Source organism: Thalassospira sp. A3_1 (genome assembly GCF_017744215.1).
Classification (GTDB): domain Bacteria; phylum Pseudomonadota; class Alphaproteobacteria; order Rhodospirillales; family Thalassospiraceae; genus Thalassospira; species Thalassospira lucentensis_A.
In genome coordinates, this window is sequence record NZ_JAGHQQ010000001.1 from 225,554 (window position 1) to 240,480 (window position 14,927).

The window sequence follows — 14,927 nt, forward strand, 5'->3', positions numbered from 1 at the left end:
CCAACAAGAAAAAGACAACGAGCGCCAGAATGCAGATCCGCAAAGGCACTGCCAACGACCTTCCCTTCATCCGCGACCTGACCAAGCGCGCAACCGATTCAACCTATTTCATCGAAGGCATGGGCGATGCGGCCACCGCAACCGTTGCCCGCTATGTCGATATGTCGACCGGCGTGTTTGAAAACGCGCTTGCAAGCGACAATCACAGCGTCATCGTCACGACACAGGGCGATGACCTGCTGGGCTATGTCATTGTCATTCATGACAATCCCGAAATCGACTGGATCATGGTCGACCCGGCCGCACATGGGCTGGGCGCGGGCAAGGCATTGATGATCGCCGCCCTCGATGCGCTGGCCGAACGCAAACCGCACGCAACCGTCAGGCTTTCGGTCGTGGCGCACAACGAACGCGCCAAGGCGTTCTACCGCAAATTCGGCTTCCTAGTCACCGGCCCGATCCCGGGCCGCGACATCCCGACCGTGGAGATGCAGCGGGCGGCTTGATGCCCCCGTCTTGCGGCACAAAGCACAGACCGTTTTACCGAACCGCTATCAATAGCCCGCAAAAATACTGCGACGCTCTCTATCCTGTTTTCACAATTTGGCATTGTCCGCGTCTGGGGGAAAACCCATCTTTTTCATGGATGCGCGGGCATGCCGAACCTGACGACCTCATTCCAGACAATCGTTGGCAACTATAAAAGCTCTGCCACGAAATTGTTCACTTCAGAGATGCAGAAGCGTGTCGACAGCAACCTTGCCAGCCTGTCGACACAGATGACGGAACTCGACAACGCATCCGCAGCCACCCACGGCAAAGCATTGCCCTCCCCCGAACAGGCCGCAAAGACGCTGGCACAGGCCACCTCGGCGGTTGAACTGTCTCTTAACGCGCTGGAACAGCTCTTCTCAAGCCTCCAACGCGAAAGGCAGACTTTCATAAACAACAAGGCTCTTGTCGAACAAAAGGCCCTTTTTGCAACCGACAAAGTCCAGTCCGAACTCGATCAGACACTTTTGACGTCCATGCGAAACCTCGCCAACTCGATATTGTTTGCAAATGGCCAAAACTACCTTCCGCCACCCAAAACAATCATCAGATCCAAAGAAGACCTTCTGGCCGTTGACACCAGCAGTTTCGAGGCGTGGCTCGCGGGTTTTGCCGCGCAGTTCCGTTGACCAAGGGCACAATACCCATCTGTTTCTCCGGGAGATCGCAATGCCATATGTTGAACGAACAGACGTCGTCATTTCCGACACCGAAGTCCTGATAAAGGCCATCGCGAAATGGCAGCGCGATAACAACACCAATGGCTTTGGTCTGACGGGCAACAATCCCGGCACCGATTTGCTTAATATCCTCAAGGATATGATTGCCGATCTGCCTGCAACTGTTGGGGCCGGATACGATCTGAGGTTCCCTGACATGACGACCGGACCAAAGGTTCTGTCGCTTATCAAGGCAACCTTCTATGCCTATGCCCGGCATGTGCATATCGGCGGACCAAATATCGACATCGCAACCAACGAAGTAGATATCACCGATCCCGGTTATGGCCTGTCATGCACTGATTTCGTCAAATATGTGTTTCTGATGCTTCGGCTGCTTCTGGTCAGCAGCGCACTTAGCCTCGAAGGCGCGATTGCCATCGCCGTCGCATTTCTGACCTGGCACGCAACGGCTGTCGGTGAACAGGACAACCATTCCGAACTTTATATAAACATCGCTGGCATGGCGACGCAGTTTGTTCTCTGGATCGCAGGTTGGTTTGCGCATGGTTCCTTGCGGGTTGAATGGCAAAAAACCCAAACCATCGCCGACAAGGCAAGCTTCATAGCAAGTCAGGTCGGTACGGTTGCCGCCGCGGCCTCAATGGGTGCACTGGCCTATTTCGGCACACAGGCTAACGCCTCCAACGAAATCGGCATCATGCTCTTTGTCCTGATTGGTGTTGTTCTGCTTCAAAACAACAAACCTGCAATCTTGCAGATCGGCAAAGGCATAGATGTGCTGATCCACATCATCTTTGCGCTGCTAAGTCTCGTTGGATGGTTGCTGGGCTTTGGGGTCGGTTCCTTAGCCGCAACCACGAGACAACAGCAACCGCAACTTCCGCATTGATTATTCGAAGACGCAAAGAAAAGGCAAAGCCGCCGAAACGAGAAAAACTCCCCCCGATAAGGGCTGGCACCTCGCTCTCCCCCTCACTCGTGACACAGGATATTCAAAAGCCTGCCCGCCGGGTCGCGAACATAAAACCGCTTAACACCCCACGGCTCGACCGCCGGGCCATATTCGATGCCGGTCCCGGCTTCCTTGACGCGCGCCAGAACCTCTTCAAGGTCATCGACCTCTATCGAAAGATCGGGCACCGGAGTGCCGGAACCACCCTCGGTCGCGAAGCTGACCTGCGGCATGACATTCTGCCTTTCGGCGGCAAAGGTCACGATCCAGCCGTGATCCATCACGCAGTCAAGGCCAAGGATATCCTCGTAAAACGCCCTGATCTTCGCGATATCATCGACGGCAAAGTTCGCAACGATGCGTTTGACCGCCATGGGGTGCCTCCTGCTTTTCGGCCCGCTACGCCGCTACTGTGCCGCCTTCTCGGTCACGACATTCTTGTGCCGCTTGAACGGCCCGAATGGAATTTCGGACGGGGCAAAGGTTTCCGCCGATGCTCGGTCCCAGCGCGAATACCAGTCATGAAGCCCCTCGATCTCCGGCCCGCCGGACACAAGGAACCCTTCTGGCAGGTAGGGATAGGCTTCGTTGCCATCCAGAAACTCGTTGTCCTTCTGGCGCACCATGAAGTGATAGGGCATGAAATTGCGCGGATCGGTCAGGCCCGCCGCCCCGGTAATCTCGGCCAGCGCATGCATGGTATTATGGTGGAACCGCGCCACCCGGTCGCTTTTATCACCCACATTAAGGGCCCGCTGGCGCAGCGGGTCCTGCGTTGCAATGCCGACCGGGCAATGGTTGGTGTGGCATGACTGCGCCTGAATGCAGCCCAGCGCAAACATGAACCCCCGCGCCGCATTGCACCAGTCCGCCCCCAGCGCCAATGTCTGCGCGATATCAAACGCCGTAACGATCTTGCCCGCCGCCCCGATCTTGATCTGATCACGCACACCCGCCCCCCGAAGGGCATTATGCACAAATGTCAGCCCCTCGCGCATCGGCATGCCGACCCGGTTGGCAAATTCAACCGGGGCTGCACCCGTGCCGCCTTCCTTGCCATCGACCACGATGAAATCGGGCAGAATGCCGGTTTTCAGCATCGCCTTGACGATGCACATAAACTCGCGCCGATGCCCGATGCACAGCTTGAACCCGACCGGCTTGCCCCCCGAAAGATCACGCAGCCTGGCAATGAATTCCATCAGGCCGACGGGGGTGGAAAACGTGCTGTGCGCGGCGGGGGATATGCAATCAATCCCCATTGGGATGCCACGTGCCTCGGAAATTTCCGGGGTGATCTTGGCCGCGGGCAACATGCCGCCATGGCCGGGCTTGGCGCCTTGGCTCAGCTTCACCTCGATCATTTTGACCTGCGGGTTGGATGCGGTTTCGGCGAAGCGTTCCTCGGAAAAAGTGCCATCATCATTGCGGCATCCGAAATAGCCCGACGCCACCTGATAAATCAGATCCCCGCCGCCTTCACGGTGATAGCGGCTGATGCTGCCTTCGCCCGTGTCATGGGCAAAACCACCCTTTTTCGCCCCCTTGTTCAGCGCCAGAATCGCATTGCCCGATAACGAGCCAAAGCTCATCGCCGAAATATTATAAAGGCTGGCGTCATAGGGCTGCTTGCATGCCGCCCCGCCGACCCGAACCCGAAAATCGATATCGGTGATGCTGGTCGGCGCAACCGAATGGGTCAGCCACGCATAGCCGGAACTATACACTTCCTCGATGGTGCCAAACGGACGCTTGTCCTCGACCCCCTTGGCACGCTGATAGACAAGCCCGCGCGACTGGCGGCTGAACGGCACCTCGTCCTGATCGCTTTCGATCATATATTGCCGGATTTCCGGGCGAAAACTTTCAAGGATAAACCGGATATGACCACTGACCGGATAGTTGCGCAGGATCGAATGCCGGGTCTGGCGCAGATCAAACCAGCCCACCACCATCAACCCGCCGAAGATCACCACCGGCAGCCAGAACCAGACATCGACCAAGGCCGCACAGATCAACGAGGCAACCGTCAAAAGCGTCACGCCAGCCAGAACAGCATAACGCTGATTCAAAATCAGAAATTTCACAGTGATCTATCCCATCCAATATTGCGGGGGCTATTTGATGGTCCGGCACCCGATTGCGGATCGTCCGGATTTCCAATCATTGTTCATTTAATCCGGCATCTCAATGCCAATGTCTGGAATTCATAAAAAAGCCGCCGGTTTCCCGGCGGCTGCAAGTCTGACAGGTAACACCCTGTCGGGAACACCCCGTAATGAGGGGCGGGTGTTCCCGGATGTTCTGCCGGCTCTGAGTATTGTGATCAGGCTTTGCCGTAACCGCCGCCACCCGGCGTCTCGATGATGAAGACATCACCGGGATACATGGTGGCACCGTCGGTGCCCTTGAGTTCCTCGACCGTGCCGTTGGTGCGTTCGATCGCATTGCGGCCAAGCTTGCCCGGCTCCCCGCCGCCAACGGCCTGAACCGGCACGCGACGGTGGTTCGACAGGATCGATGCGGTCATTTCCTCAAGGAACCGAACCCGGCGCACCGTGCCGTCCCCGCCCTTGTGTTTGCCTGCCCCGCCGGACCCTTTGCGGATGCCAAAGCTTTCCAGCAGAACCGGGAAGCGCCATTCAAGGACTTCCGGGTCGGTCAGACGCGAATTCGTCATGTGCGAATGCACACCCGACGTGCCGTCATAATCCGGGCCCGCACCGGTCCCGCCACAGATGGTTTCGTAATACTGGTGCGTATCATTGCCCCAGGTGAAGTTGTTCATCGTGCCCTGCGCACCCGACATCACGCCAAGGGCGGCATACAGCGTATCGGTGACATGCTGCGATGTTTCAACGTTCCCGGCGACCACGGCGGCCGGATAACGCGGGTTGAGCATCGATCCTTCCGGCACGATCAGATTGACCGGCTTCAGGCACCCGGCATTCAGCGGAATGTCATCATCAACAAGCGTTCTGAAGACATAAAGAACTGCCGCCCTTGTTACCGCCGATGGGGCGTTGAAGTTGTTATCAAGCTGATCGGACGTACCGGTGAAATCAACCGTCGCCGAACGGGTTTCCTTATGGATCGTGACCTTGGCTTTCACCACTGCCCCGTTATCCATTTCATAGGAAAACTCGCCGTCTTTAAGCACGTCAATCACACGGCGAACACTTTCCTCGGCATTGTCCTGCACATGGCCCATATAGGCATGCACAACATCAAGCCCGAAGTGATCGACCATCTTGCGCAATTCCTGCACGCCTTTTTCATTGGCGGCAATCTGGGCGCGCAGATCGGCGATGTTCTGATACGGGTTACGAGCCGGATATTTCGCCCCTTCCAGAAGGGCGGTCAGGCCAGCTTCATCGAATTTACCCTGATCAACCAGTTTGAAATTGTCGATCAGAACGCCTTCTTCCTCAAGAATACGGGAATTTGGCGCCATCGAGCCCGGGGTGATCCCGCCAACATCGGCATGGTGGCCACGCGATGCGACATAGAACAGGATTTCCTTGCCATCATCGCCAAAGACCGGCGTGATCAGCGTGATATCGGGCAGGTGCGTACCGCCGTTATAAGGATCGTTCAGCATGTAAACATCGCCGGATTTCATTTTCCCGGCATTGTTTTCCATGACGGCCCGAACAGACTCACCCATCGATCCAAGGTGGACGGGCATATGCGGTGCGTTGGCAATCAGAAGACCTTCCTGATCAAACAGCGCGCACGAGAAATCAAGCCGTTCCTTGATGTTGACCGAATATGAGGTGTTGGCAAGTGTGACCCCCATCTGTTCGGCAATATTCATGAACAGGTTGTTGAACACTTCCAGCATCACCGGATCGGCCTGCGTGCCAATCGCTTCCGACCGTTTCAACGGCACAACACGGGTCAGCACAAGGTGATCCCGGCCATTGACCTTGGCTTCCCAGCCCGGATCAAGAACGGTGGTCCCGACCGGCTCGACAATCACCGCCGGGCCGCGCACGGTGGCACCCGGTTTCAGATCTTCGCGTTTATAGAACGGCGTTTCCTGTGATTTGCCATCAAACACGACCTTGCGGGTGGCAAGTGGATCGGGTTTGACGCCATCCTTGGAAACCTCGGCTTCGGCATCGGGCAACCCTTGTGTTTCGCCAATCGCCTCGACCGCGACGGCTTCGACCACCAACGGCTTTTCGTCCATGACAAAGCCGTAACGCTGCTTGTGCTGTTCCTCGAACTGCGCCTTGATCGAGGCGACATCGCCGAAATCAACGATCAACGGGTTATCCGTGCCGTCATAACGCAGATGCAGCTTTTTAAGCATGCTGATCTTGGCATCGGTAATGCCCTGCTCGTGCAGCTCGCCACGTGCTTCGGCGGCCAATGCCTCAAGGCTTTCATCAAGCCCCGCAAGGGCAGCGGTTTCAAGCTTCGCCTCAACCGCCTGTTCGCGCATCGCGCGAATATCGGCAAGCCCCATGCCATAGGCCGACAGAACACCGGCAAACGGATGGACAAACACGCGTGTCATGCCCAGCGTATCAGCCACCTGACAGGCATGCTGCCCACCGGCCCCGCCAAAGCATTGCAGGATATAATCGGTCACGTCATAGCCGCGCTGAACCGAAATCTGCTTGATCGCGTTCGCCATGTTTTCAACCGCGATGCGCAGGAACCCTTCGGCGACTTCTTCAGGCGTGCGGACCTGACCGGTGGCGTCCTTGATCTTAAGCGCCATATCGGCAAAGCCCGCCTTGACCGCATCCGCGTCAAGCGGCTCGTTGCCTTCGGGGCCAAACACATTCGGGAAGAAGTCCGGCTGAACCTTGCCCAGCATGACATTGATATCGGTCACTGCAAGCGGCCCGCCACGGCGATAGGCCGCCGGTCCGGGATTGGCACCGGCACTGTCCGGGCCGACACGGAAACGCGCACCATCGAAATGCAGGATCGACCCGCCACCGGCCGCAACCGTATGGATTTTCATCATCGGGGCGCGCATGCGCACACCGGCAACCTGGGTTTCGAAATCGCGTTCATATTCGCCGTCATAATGCGAAACGTCGGTCGATGTGCCGCCCATATCAAAACCGATGACCTGATTAAAGCCATCCATTTCGGCCGTCCGCACCATGCCGACAACACCGCCCGCCGGACCGGACAATATCGCATCCTTGCCCTGGAACTTCGCGGCATCGGTCAACCCGCCATTGGACTGCATGAACATCAGCTTCACACCGCCAAGCTCGCCTGCAACCTGATCAACATAACGGCGCAGGATCGGCGACAGATAGGCATCAACAACCGTGGTATCGCCGCGCGACACCAGTTTCATCAACGGGCTGACCTGATTGCTGACCGAAACCTGGGTAAAGCCGATCTCACGCGCGATTTCGGCCGCGGCATTTTCGTGTGCGGTATAACGATAACCATGCATGAACACGATGGCGCATGCCCGGATGCCGTCATCAAAGGCGGCCTGCAAGTCTTTACGCAGGTTCTCGCGATCAAGCGCGGTCAGTTCCTCGCCCTGCGCGTCAAAGCGGCCATCGGCCTCGATCACGCGCTCATAAAGCATTTCCGGCAGCCTGATATTGCGATCAAACAGCTTCGGGCGGTTCTGATAGGCAATGCGCAGCGCATCGCGGAAACCGGTCGTGGTCACCAGAACCGTGCGATCCCCTTTGCGTTCAAGCAGGGCATTGGTCGCAACCGTGGTGCCCATCTTGACGGCTTCGATTTTCTCGGCCGGAATTTTCTCGCCCGCCGGAACGTCAAGCAATTCGCGAATGCCCTGAATGGCAGCATCGGCATAACGTTCCGGGTTTTCCGACAGCAGCTTGTGCGTCAGAAGGCTGCCATCGGGCTTGCGCGCGACGATATCGGTAAAGGTACCGCCACGGTCGATCCAGAACTGCCATTTCGGCTGCCCCGTCGTCTGATCAGTGGTTTGCGAAGCGGGCGAATTTTGGGTGTGCGAAGCCATGATGCTTACTCCTTCAGCATCGTATTCAAACAAATCTTGCGAATGCGCCGACCGTTAAACGGCGCGGGTCAGCCGTTCATTTTCTGCGGAAGCCAGGTGGCGATTTCGGGGAAGACCGTAATCAGCAAAACCGCCAGCAACAGCAGGAAGAAGAACGGCAGGGAAGCCAGCGCAATGGAAAACAGGTTTTTGCCTGTCAGCCCTTGCAGAACGAAAAGGTTGAAACCGACCGGCGGGGTGATCTGCGACATTTCGACCACCAGCACCACATAGATGCCAAACCACAAAAGATCGATCCCGGCGGCCTGCACCATCGGCAGGATCACCGACGTGGTCAGAACCACCACCGAAATCCCGTCAAGGAAGCAGCCCAGCACGATAAAGAACACCGTCAGTGCCGCGAGAAGCGCATAGGGCGAAAGGTTCATTTCCGCGATCCATGCCGCAAGTTCGCGCGGAATGCCGGTAAAGCCCATGGTGACGGTCAACACCGCCGCCCCGGCCAGGATGAAACCGATCATGCACGATGTGCGCGTCGCCCCCATCAGGCCGTCGATAAAGCTTGCCCAGTTCAGCGACCCGCTGATCGCAGACAGGATCAGCGCACCAACGACACCAAAGGCCGCGGCCTCCGTCGGGGTAGCAATCCCGCCATAGATCGACCCGATCACCGCAGCAATCAGCGCGATCACCGGGATCAGGCGACCGGACGCCCGGATTTTCTCGACAAAACTGTAAACCGGCCCGGCAGGCGGCATCTTGTCCTTGTTGATCGTCGCCCAGATCATGACAAAGCCCATGAACAGGATGATCAGCATCGCACCGGGCAGGATGCCGGCAATAAACAGGCGCGCAATCGAAAGCTCGGCCGAAACACCGTAAACAATCAGAATGATCGACGGCGGGATCAGAAGCCCAAGCGTCCCCGACCCGGCAAGCGTGCCAAGGATCAGCTTGTCGGCATAACCCTGCTTGCGCAGTTCCGGGATCGACATCCGGCCAATCGTGGCTGCGGTCGCCGCCGACGAACCTGATACAGCGGCGAAAATCCCGCAGCCCAGAATATTGACATGCAGCAACCGCCCCGGAAGCTTGTTTAACCACGGCGCAAGCCCGGTAAACATATCCTCGGACAGCCGCGACCGGAACAGGATTTCACCCATCCAGATAAACAGCGGCAGCGGCGCCAGCGACCAGCTTGCAAGTCCCGACCACGCGGTCGTCGCAATGATCGGTCCGGTCTGCGCACTGGTAAAAAACTCAAGTCCGATGACACCAACCGCAAACAGCGACAATGCCACCCAAAGCCCCGCCCCAAGGAACAGGAACATGATCCCCATAAGGATCAGGCCGATTTCAAGTACACCCATGACCGTCCCCCTATTCCGTCAGTTCGCTGGTTTCGCGCGTGGCAAAGCCGGGCTGCTGACCGCGTGCCACGTCGAACAATGCCTCAAGCATGGCGATGGTAAAAACAGCCAGTCCAAGCGCCATGGCGGCCTGCGGAATCCAGAGCGGAAAGGCCAGAACACCGGGCGACGTATCGCCATACGAAAAACTTTCCTGCGCCAAAACTGCCATCCAGTAGGCGAAATACCCGCCAAGGAAACTGGCCAGCGCCAGCGTTATGGTCTCAACCACCCGGCGCACACCGCCCTTAAGATGGGACAACACGATCAGAACCCGGATGTGGGTGCCCGCCCGAAGTGCCGGACCAAGTGCCAGGAACGTCCCCGCCGCAAGCGAGAAACCGGCAAGTTCATTGGCATCATGCACGGCAATTCCAAAGAACCGGCCCAGCGACGACGCCAGGATCAGCAATGCGATGGCAACCAGAAAAATGGCTGCTAACCCCGCACTGAATTTGAACAAATAATCTAATGATCTGCGCACAGCAGTCCCCTTTCCGCCCGCGGGATTTCCCAGTGGTGGCTGACAATACGGACAGTCATATCATGAATTTCGGCGGGGCGTCCCGATCCGGGCATTTTCACCCGGATCGGGAAACGTGGTTTCGCGCTTACTTCTTGAAGGCGTCGATGATGGCAGCCCCGGTATCACCGGCTTCGGCCTGCCAATCGGCAACCATCTGTTCGCCAACCTTGGCAAGACCGGCTTTCAGTTCGTCACTCGGTGCGGCAACATTCATGCCGTTATCGGCAAGAACCTTTTTCTGCGCATCGGTTTCGGCCATGCTCATTTCCCAGCCACGCGTTTCGGCTTTGGCGGCTGCGTCCATGACGGCTTTCTGAACTTCCGGCGACAGACCGTCAAACGACTTGGCATTGACGATCACCATGTTTTTCGGAAGCCATGCCTGAACGTCATAGAAGTTTTCGACAAAGTCCCATGCCTTGGAATTCGCACCGGTCGAGGGCGAGGTCATCATCGCTTCGACAATGCCGGTCGCAAAGGCGGTCGGGATTTCCGGAACTTCAACCTGGGTGCCGACCATGCCGGTCAGATCAGCCAGTTTCGAGGTCGCGGCATTATAGGCACGGAATTTAAGACCTTTGAGGTCTTCAACCGTATTGACCGGCTTTGCGGTATAAAGGCCCTGTGCCGGCCATGCGACGGCATAAAGAACCTTCAGGCCATCAGCCGCCAGCTTTTCCTCAACCGCCGGGCGCGATGCTTCCCAAAGCTTTTTGGCTTCGTCATAGCTGGTCGCAAGGAACGGGATCGCGTCAACGCCGTAAACCGGGTCTTCGTTCGCCAGAAGCGAAATCAGGGTTTCACCGGCCGGAACCAGACCGCGCTGCACCGAACGTTTGATGTCCGGGTGTTTGAACAGCGAACCACCGGAATGAACCGTGATTTCAAGTTCACCGCCGGTCGCTTCTTTCACGTCCTTGGCAAATTCGATGATGTTCTGGGTATGGAATGTCGCATCCGGATACGGGGTCGCCATATCCCATTTTTCGGCTGCCATGGCAAAACCGGCCGACATGGTCATCGCGGCAACTGCAACGGTGGAAAGTGCCTTTTTAAGCATCAGTCAAGTCTCCCTGTGTGTGATGAGGCCGACATGCATTTTCGCGCGCATCTCGTGACTCCGAAGTAGCCTCCCAACAGAACGGTCACATTTTACTGATAAATTGTCAATGTTATTTCATGGCTGATATGCATAATGCGGGAAACTACGCAGGATATTTTATCGGCATTGCCCCACCCGAACGCCGATCAGAACGCCCCACCAATATGATATTCCTCGATTTATGGCCGTGTGCTAGTGTCCCGGCAAATAACAAACAAGGAGAAAGCCCGTGCAGGATCTTTCGGGGAAATCGGTCTGGATCACCGGTGCCGGTAGCGGCATTGGCGAGGCCATTGCAAAATCGCTTGCCGCGGCGGGCGCACAGGTCGCCCTGTCTGCCCGGCGCGAAGAAGCCCTTCAGAAGGTGGCAAACGAAATCACCTCAGATGGCGGAAAGGTCGAAATCCACCCGCTTGATATCAGCAACAGCGATCAGGTCACGGATGCCGCCCGCAACATTCAGGCGTCCATGGGCAAAATCAATGTCCTGATCAATTGTGCCGGCATGAACAGCCCCAAACGGCACTGGCGCGACCTTGATATCGCCGACTGGCACCGCATCGTCGCGGTCAATCTCAATGGTGTCGCCAACACGGTTTGCGCGACCCTGCCCCTCATGCGCGCGCAAAAGGACGGGCTGATCATCAATATTGCATCCTGGGCGGCAAAGCATGAATTCCCCGTCGCGGGCCCGGCCTATGTCGCGTCCAAACGCGGCGTTGTCGACCTGTCGCACAGCATCAATCAGGAAGAAATGCACAACAATATCCGCTGCTGCTGCATCAGCCCCGGCGAAGTCGCCACCCCGATCCTTGACCAGCGCCCCGTCCCGATAAAAGAAGACGAACGCGCCCTGATGCTAAAGCCCGACGATCTGGCCGACATGGTCACCTATGTCGTCGCGGCCCCGGCACGGATCTGCTTTAACGAAATCATCATGTCCCCGACCCATAACCGAACCCTTCTGCCCCAACCCTAACCCAGACATGAAAAAGGCAGCCCCGATAACCATCGCGCTGCCTTTTATCTGCTCTTCAGAAACTCTGGAAGTTAATCACATCGCACTCGCCGCACGCGATGCCTGATCATAAACGCCCGAAATCGCGCGCAGCGTCTTGGCCACATCGCCGACTTCCTCGTGATTGACACCCAGCCGCTGGAACGTCTCGATCAGGCAGGCCTCGCGGACGTCACGGTATTTCTGGCACATTTCGCGGCCTTCCTTGGTCGTCGAATAATGCACTTCCTTGCCGCGCTTGATCCCGTCAACCAGCCCCAGCTTGCGCAGTTTCTTAAGCGAGTAATTGACCAGATGGCTGTCTTCGACATTCAGAACGAAACAGACCTCCGACAGGCTCTTTTCCCGTTCGCGTGAATTGACGTTATGCAGAACAAGGATATCAAGCACCGAAACATCGGGCATGCCTGCGGCCCGCATGCACCGCACCATCCAGCGGTTAAACGCATTGCCCGACAGGATCAGGGCAAATTCAAGCTCGGAGAGCTCGGCGGCACGTTCCGATACAAGATGCGATGATGATACAATACGTGGTTTGTCGGTCATGCGGCGTTCCTGAAATCCCGTTGTTAACTTTCGCGATGCGCTTTGTGGCATTCACTTATACGCTTTGTCGGGATTTTATCGCAAAAAAAGCAGCCTGGACAAGCCCAGGCTACATATCATTGCCGACATTTCGTTATCAAAGTGATCGCATCCGCTCCAGGAACCCGTCAATCTGGCCCCGCAAATTGCCGCTTTGGGTGCCAAGATTATCGGCCGAACCATGCACGTCATTGGCGGCAACATTGGTTTCCGCCACCGCCGCCGACACGCCCTGCATGGCGGCTGATATTTCCTCGGTCCCGGCGGCGGCCTGTTCGACATTCTGCGAAATCTCGCTGGTCGCAACCGTCTGCTGTTCGACCGCGGCGGCAACCGCAGCCGCCCGTTCGCTGATATCGGAAATCATCCGGACGATCTCGTCAATCGCCTCGACGGCCAATCCCGTCGCCTGCTGGATACCATTGATCTGGCTGGTGATTTCATCGGTGGCCTTCGCGGTCTGGTTGGCAAGGTTCTTGACCTCGCTTGCCACAACCGCAAACCCCTTGCCGGCATCGCCTGCACGGGCGGCCTCGATGGTGGCATTAAGCGCCAGAAGGTTGGTCTGCCCGGCGATATCGCTGATCAGGCCGATGACTTCCCCGATCTTGAGCGCCGCATCATTAAGCCCCTGAATGTTTTCATTGGTATGGCGCGCACGTTCGGTTGCCGATTGCGCCATGTTCGATGTTTCGCTGACCTGCCCGGAAATCTCGTTGATTGATGCCGCAAGCTCGGTCGCGGCCGTCGCGACAAGCTGCACGTTTGATGATGCTTCCTCGGTCCCCGATGACACCGCCATCGACTGGCTTGCCGCCGTATCGGCACTGCGCCGAAGGACATTTGACACCTGATGAAGCTGTTCGACCGCAACACCGACCTCGGCCATGACCGAAACCACCGCCTGATCAAATTCGCGGATATACTGTTCCTGCGTTTCCATACGTTTGCGCCGGCGCTCGTCCGCCTCGCGCTGGGCCGCTTCAAGCTTGACCCGCTCGATCCCGTTTTCCCGAAACACCAGAACCGCCCGCCCCATCGTGCCGATTTCATCCGCCCGATTGACTTCATTGATCTCGACATCAAAATCGTTATCGGCAAGCCGCGTCATTTTGCCGGTCAGTCCGGTAATCGCCCGCACAATCGCCTTCGATAGCAAGATCGACAGCACCAGCAACGCCAGTGCCCCCACCACAAACATCACCACCGTCGTGATCAGGCTGCGGCGCGAAATCGCCTCGGCCTCGGCCTTCATTGCGGTTGCGATGGCCGAAATATCGGCACTAAGCTGTTCCAGAACCGGCTCGGCTTCGGCGTAATAGTCACTCAGCTTGCCCAGTTCTTCCTCGCGCTGAAGAATGCCCGCCGCCAGCGCCTTGAAATCCGCGACATAGGATTTCATCAGATCGGTGATCTTCTGCTTTTCATCTGCCGGGATACTGTCCGCCGCCGCCAGTGCCGGGCCAAATTCCGCCAGACGGGCATCAATACGTTCGACATATCTCGGATCGATCCGCGCCAGAAAATCCTTCTCGTGACGGCGCATCATCAACATGATGATCGTCAGCTTGTCGGCCTCGTACTTCGCAAGCGCTTCTTCAACATTATGAACCGATCCGCGCAGGCTTCCCAAAAGACCGCTTTCCTCGTTCAGCCCGATTTCGCGTTGCAGATTGGCAATGGTGCGAAATTCGGCGGCATAATTGTCAAATGACGTTTCGATCATCGCAATTTCGCTGTCAAACCGGTCAAGCGCCGGGTCTGCGGCCAGTGCTTTCAGGCCGCTTTGAACGGTTGCAACGGTTTCGGCATGGGCGGCGACGTATTTTTCATCCAGCCGCAACAGGAAATCCTTCTCGCGTCGCCGCGCATTCAGAAATTCGCGCGCGATCCCGTCAACAACCAACCGGTCCTCAAGCGCCTGCTCTGCCTGCGCTTCGGCGGTCTGCCGCTGATTGTCCGCCACAAACAGAACCACGGCAACGATCGCAAAAATAGAAAGCGCAGCTAACCCTATCAGCGAAATCTGATAGATCAGCTTCATGCGAGACAAAAAGCTCATAACGTATCTCCCAACGAGGCTAAGCATAAACCCCGAAAACTACACTTAGGTATACATA

12 protein-coding genes are annotated in these 14,927 nt (G+C 57.1%); 4 read left to right on the plus strand and 8 right to left on the minus strand.

Translation table 11 applies throughout. The features are described from left to right. Window positions 1–29: 29 nt before the first annotated feature. The 3 genes from J7395_RS01050 to J7395_RS01060 all read left to right on the plus strand — a co-directional run bounded on the left by J7395_RS01050 (window position 30) and on the right by J7395_RS01060 (window position 2,124). Window positions 30–506, plus strand: coding sequence for an N-acetyltransferase (locus J7395_RS01050; protein WP_062958453.1), 477 nt, complete (start codon window positions 30–32; stop codon window positions 504–506). A 150-nt stretch (window positions 507–656) separates the two neighbouring features. Then, window positions 657–1,181, plus strand: coding sequence for a hypothetical protein (locus tag J7395_RS01055; RefSeq protein ID WP_209220260.1), 525 nt, complete (start codon window positions 657–659; stop codon window positions 1,179–1,181). Window positions 1,182–1,221: 40 nt separating this feature from the next. Then, window positions 1,222–2,124: a hypothetical protein gene (locus J7395_RS01060; RefSeq protein ID WP_209220261.1), complete on the plus strand. Its 903-nt coding sequence runs from the start codon at window positions 1,222–1,224 to the stop codon at window positions 2,122–2,124. Window positions 2,125–2,207: 83 nt separating this feature from the next. On the opposite strand, the gene J7395_RS01065 is transcribed toward J7395_RS01060, so the two are convergent. The 6 genes from J7395_RS01065 to J7395_RS01090 form a co-directional block, all read right to left on the minus strand. Beyond that, on the minus strand, window positions 2,208–2,561 hold the full coding sequence (locus J7395_RS01065) for a VOC family protein (RefSeq protein WP_209220262.1): 354 nt from the start codon (window positions 2,559–2,561) through the stop codon (window positions 2,208–2,210). Window positions 2,562–2,594: 33 nt separating this feature from the next. Next, window positions 2,595–4,274 (minus strand): FMN-binding glutamate synthase family protein, encoded by a 1,680-nt coding sequence (locus J7395_RS01070; protein WP_062953255.1) that lies wholly within the window; start codon window positions 4,272–4,274, stop codon window positions 2,595–2,597. 239 nt (window positions 4,275–4,513) lie between these two features. Then, on the minus strand, window positions 4,514–8,167 hold the full coding sequence (locus tag J7395_RS01075; RefSeq protein ID WP_209220263.1) for a hydantoinase B/oxoprolinase family protein: 3,654 nt from the start codon (window positions 8,165–8,167) through the stop codon (window positions 4,514–4,516). Window positions 8,168–8,235: 68 nt separating this feature from the next. Further along, complete coding sequence (locus tag J7395_RS01080) at window positions 8,236–9,537, minus strand: TRAP transporter large permease subunit (RefSeq protein ID WP_062953252.1); 1,302 nt, start codon at window positions 9,535–9,537, stop codon at window positions 8,236–8,238. Window positions 9,538–9,547: 10 nt separating this feature from the next. Beyond that, entirely contained in the window at window positions 9,548–10,060 is a 513-nt protein-coding gene (locus tag J7395_RS01085; RefSeq protein WP_209220264.1) for a TRAP transporter small permease, read from the minus strand. Window positions 10,061–10,187: 127 nt separating this feature from the next. Beyond that, window positions 10,188–11,162, minus strand: a complete 975-nt coding sequence (locus tag J7395_RS01090; RefSeq protein ID WP_062958461.1) for a TRAP transporter substrate-binding protein — start codon at window positions 11,160–11,162, stop codon at window positions 10,188–10,190. A gap of 271 nt (window positions 11,163–11,433) precedes the next feature. Between J7395_RS01090 and J7395_RS01095 the strand changes: the two genes are divergently transcribed. Continuing rightward, a complete protein-coding gene (locus J7395_RS01095; RefSeq protein ID WP_209220265.1) occupies window positions 11,434–12,183 on the plus strand; it encodes an SDR family oxidoreductase in 750 nt (249 codons plus the stop codon). A 75-nt stretch (window positions 12,184–12,258) separates the two neighbouring features. Here J7395_RS01095 and J7395_RS01100 read toward each other — a convergent pair whose 3' ends face one another. Both J7395_RS01100 and J7395_RS01105 read right to left on the minus strand, forming a co-directional pair. Then, window positions 12,259–12,768: a winged helix DNA-binding protein gene (locus J7395_RS01100; RefSeq protein WP_062953248.1), complete on the minus strand. Its 510-nt coding sequence runs from the start codon at window positions 12,766–12,768 to the stop codon at window positions 12,259–12,261. A gap of 136 nt (window positions 12,769–12,904) precedes the next feature. Further along, on the minus strand, window positions 12,905–14,869 hold the full coding sequence (locus tag J7395_RS01105) for a methyl-accepting chemotaxis protein (RefSeq protein ID WP_209220266.1): 1,965 nt from the start codon (window positions 14,867–14,869) through the stop codon (window positions 12,905–12,907). Between the last annotated feature and the right edge of the window lie 58 nt (window positions 14,870–14,927).

Coding starts and splice junctions, on each gene's coding strand:
- J7395_RS01050 (WP_062958453.1), top strand. CDS start 30: ATGCAGATCCGCAAAGGCACTGCCAACGACCTTCCCTTCATCCGCGAC.
- J7395_RS01055 (WP_209220260.1), top strand. CDS start 657: ATGCCGAACCTGACGACCTCATTCCAGACAATCGTTGGCAACTATAAA.
- J7395_RS01060 (WP_209220261.1), top strand. CDS start 1,222: ATGCCATATGTTGAACGAACAGACGTCGTCATTTCCGACACCGAAGTC.
- J7395_RS01065 (WP_209220262.1), bottom strand. CDS start 2,561: ATGGCGGTCAAACGCATCGTTGCGAACTTTGCCGTCGATGATATCGCG.
- J7395_RS01075 (WP_209220263.1), bottom strand. CDS start 8,167: ATGGCTTCGCACACCCAAAATTCGCCCGCTTCGCAAACCACTGATCAG.
- J7395_RS01080 (WP_062953252.1), bottom strand. CDS start 9,537: ATGGGTGTACTTGAAATCGGCCTGATCCTTATGGGGATCATGTTCCTG.
- J7395_RS01090 (WP_062958461.1), bottom strand. CDS start 11,162: ATGCTTAAAAAGGCACTTTCCACCGTTGCAGTTGCCGCGATGACCATG.
- J7395_RS01100 (WP_062953248.1), bottom strand. CDS start 12,768: ATGACCGACAAACCACGTATTGTATCATCATCGCATCTTGTATCGGAA.
- J7395_RS01105 (WP_209220266.1), bottom strand. CDS start 14,869: ATGAGCTTTTTGTCTCGCATGAAGCTGATCTATCAGATTTCGCTGATA.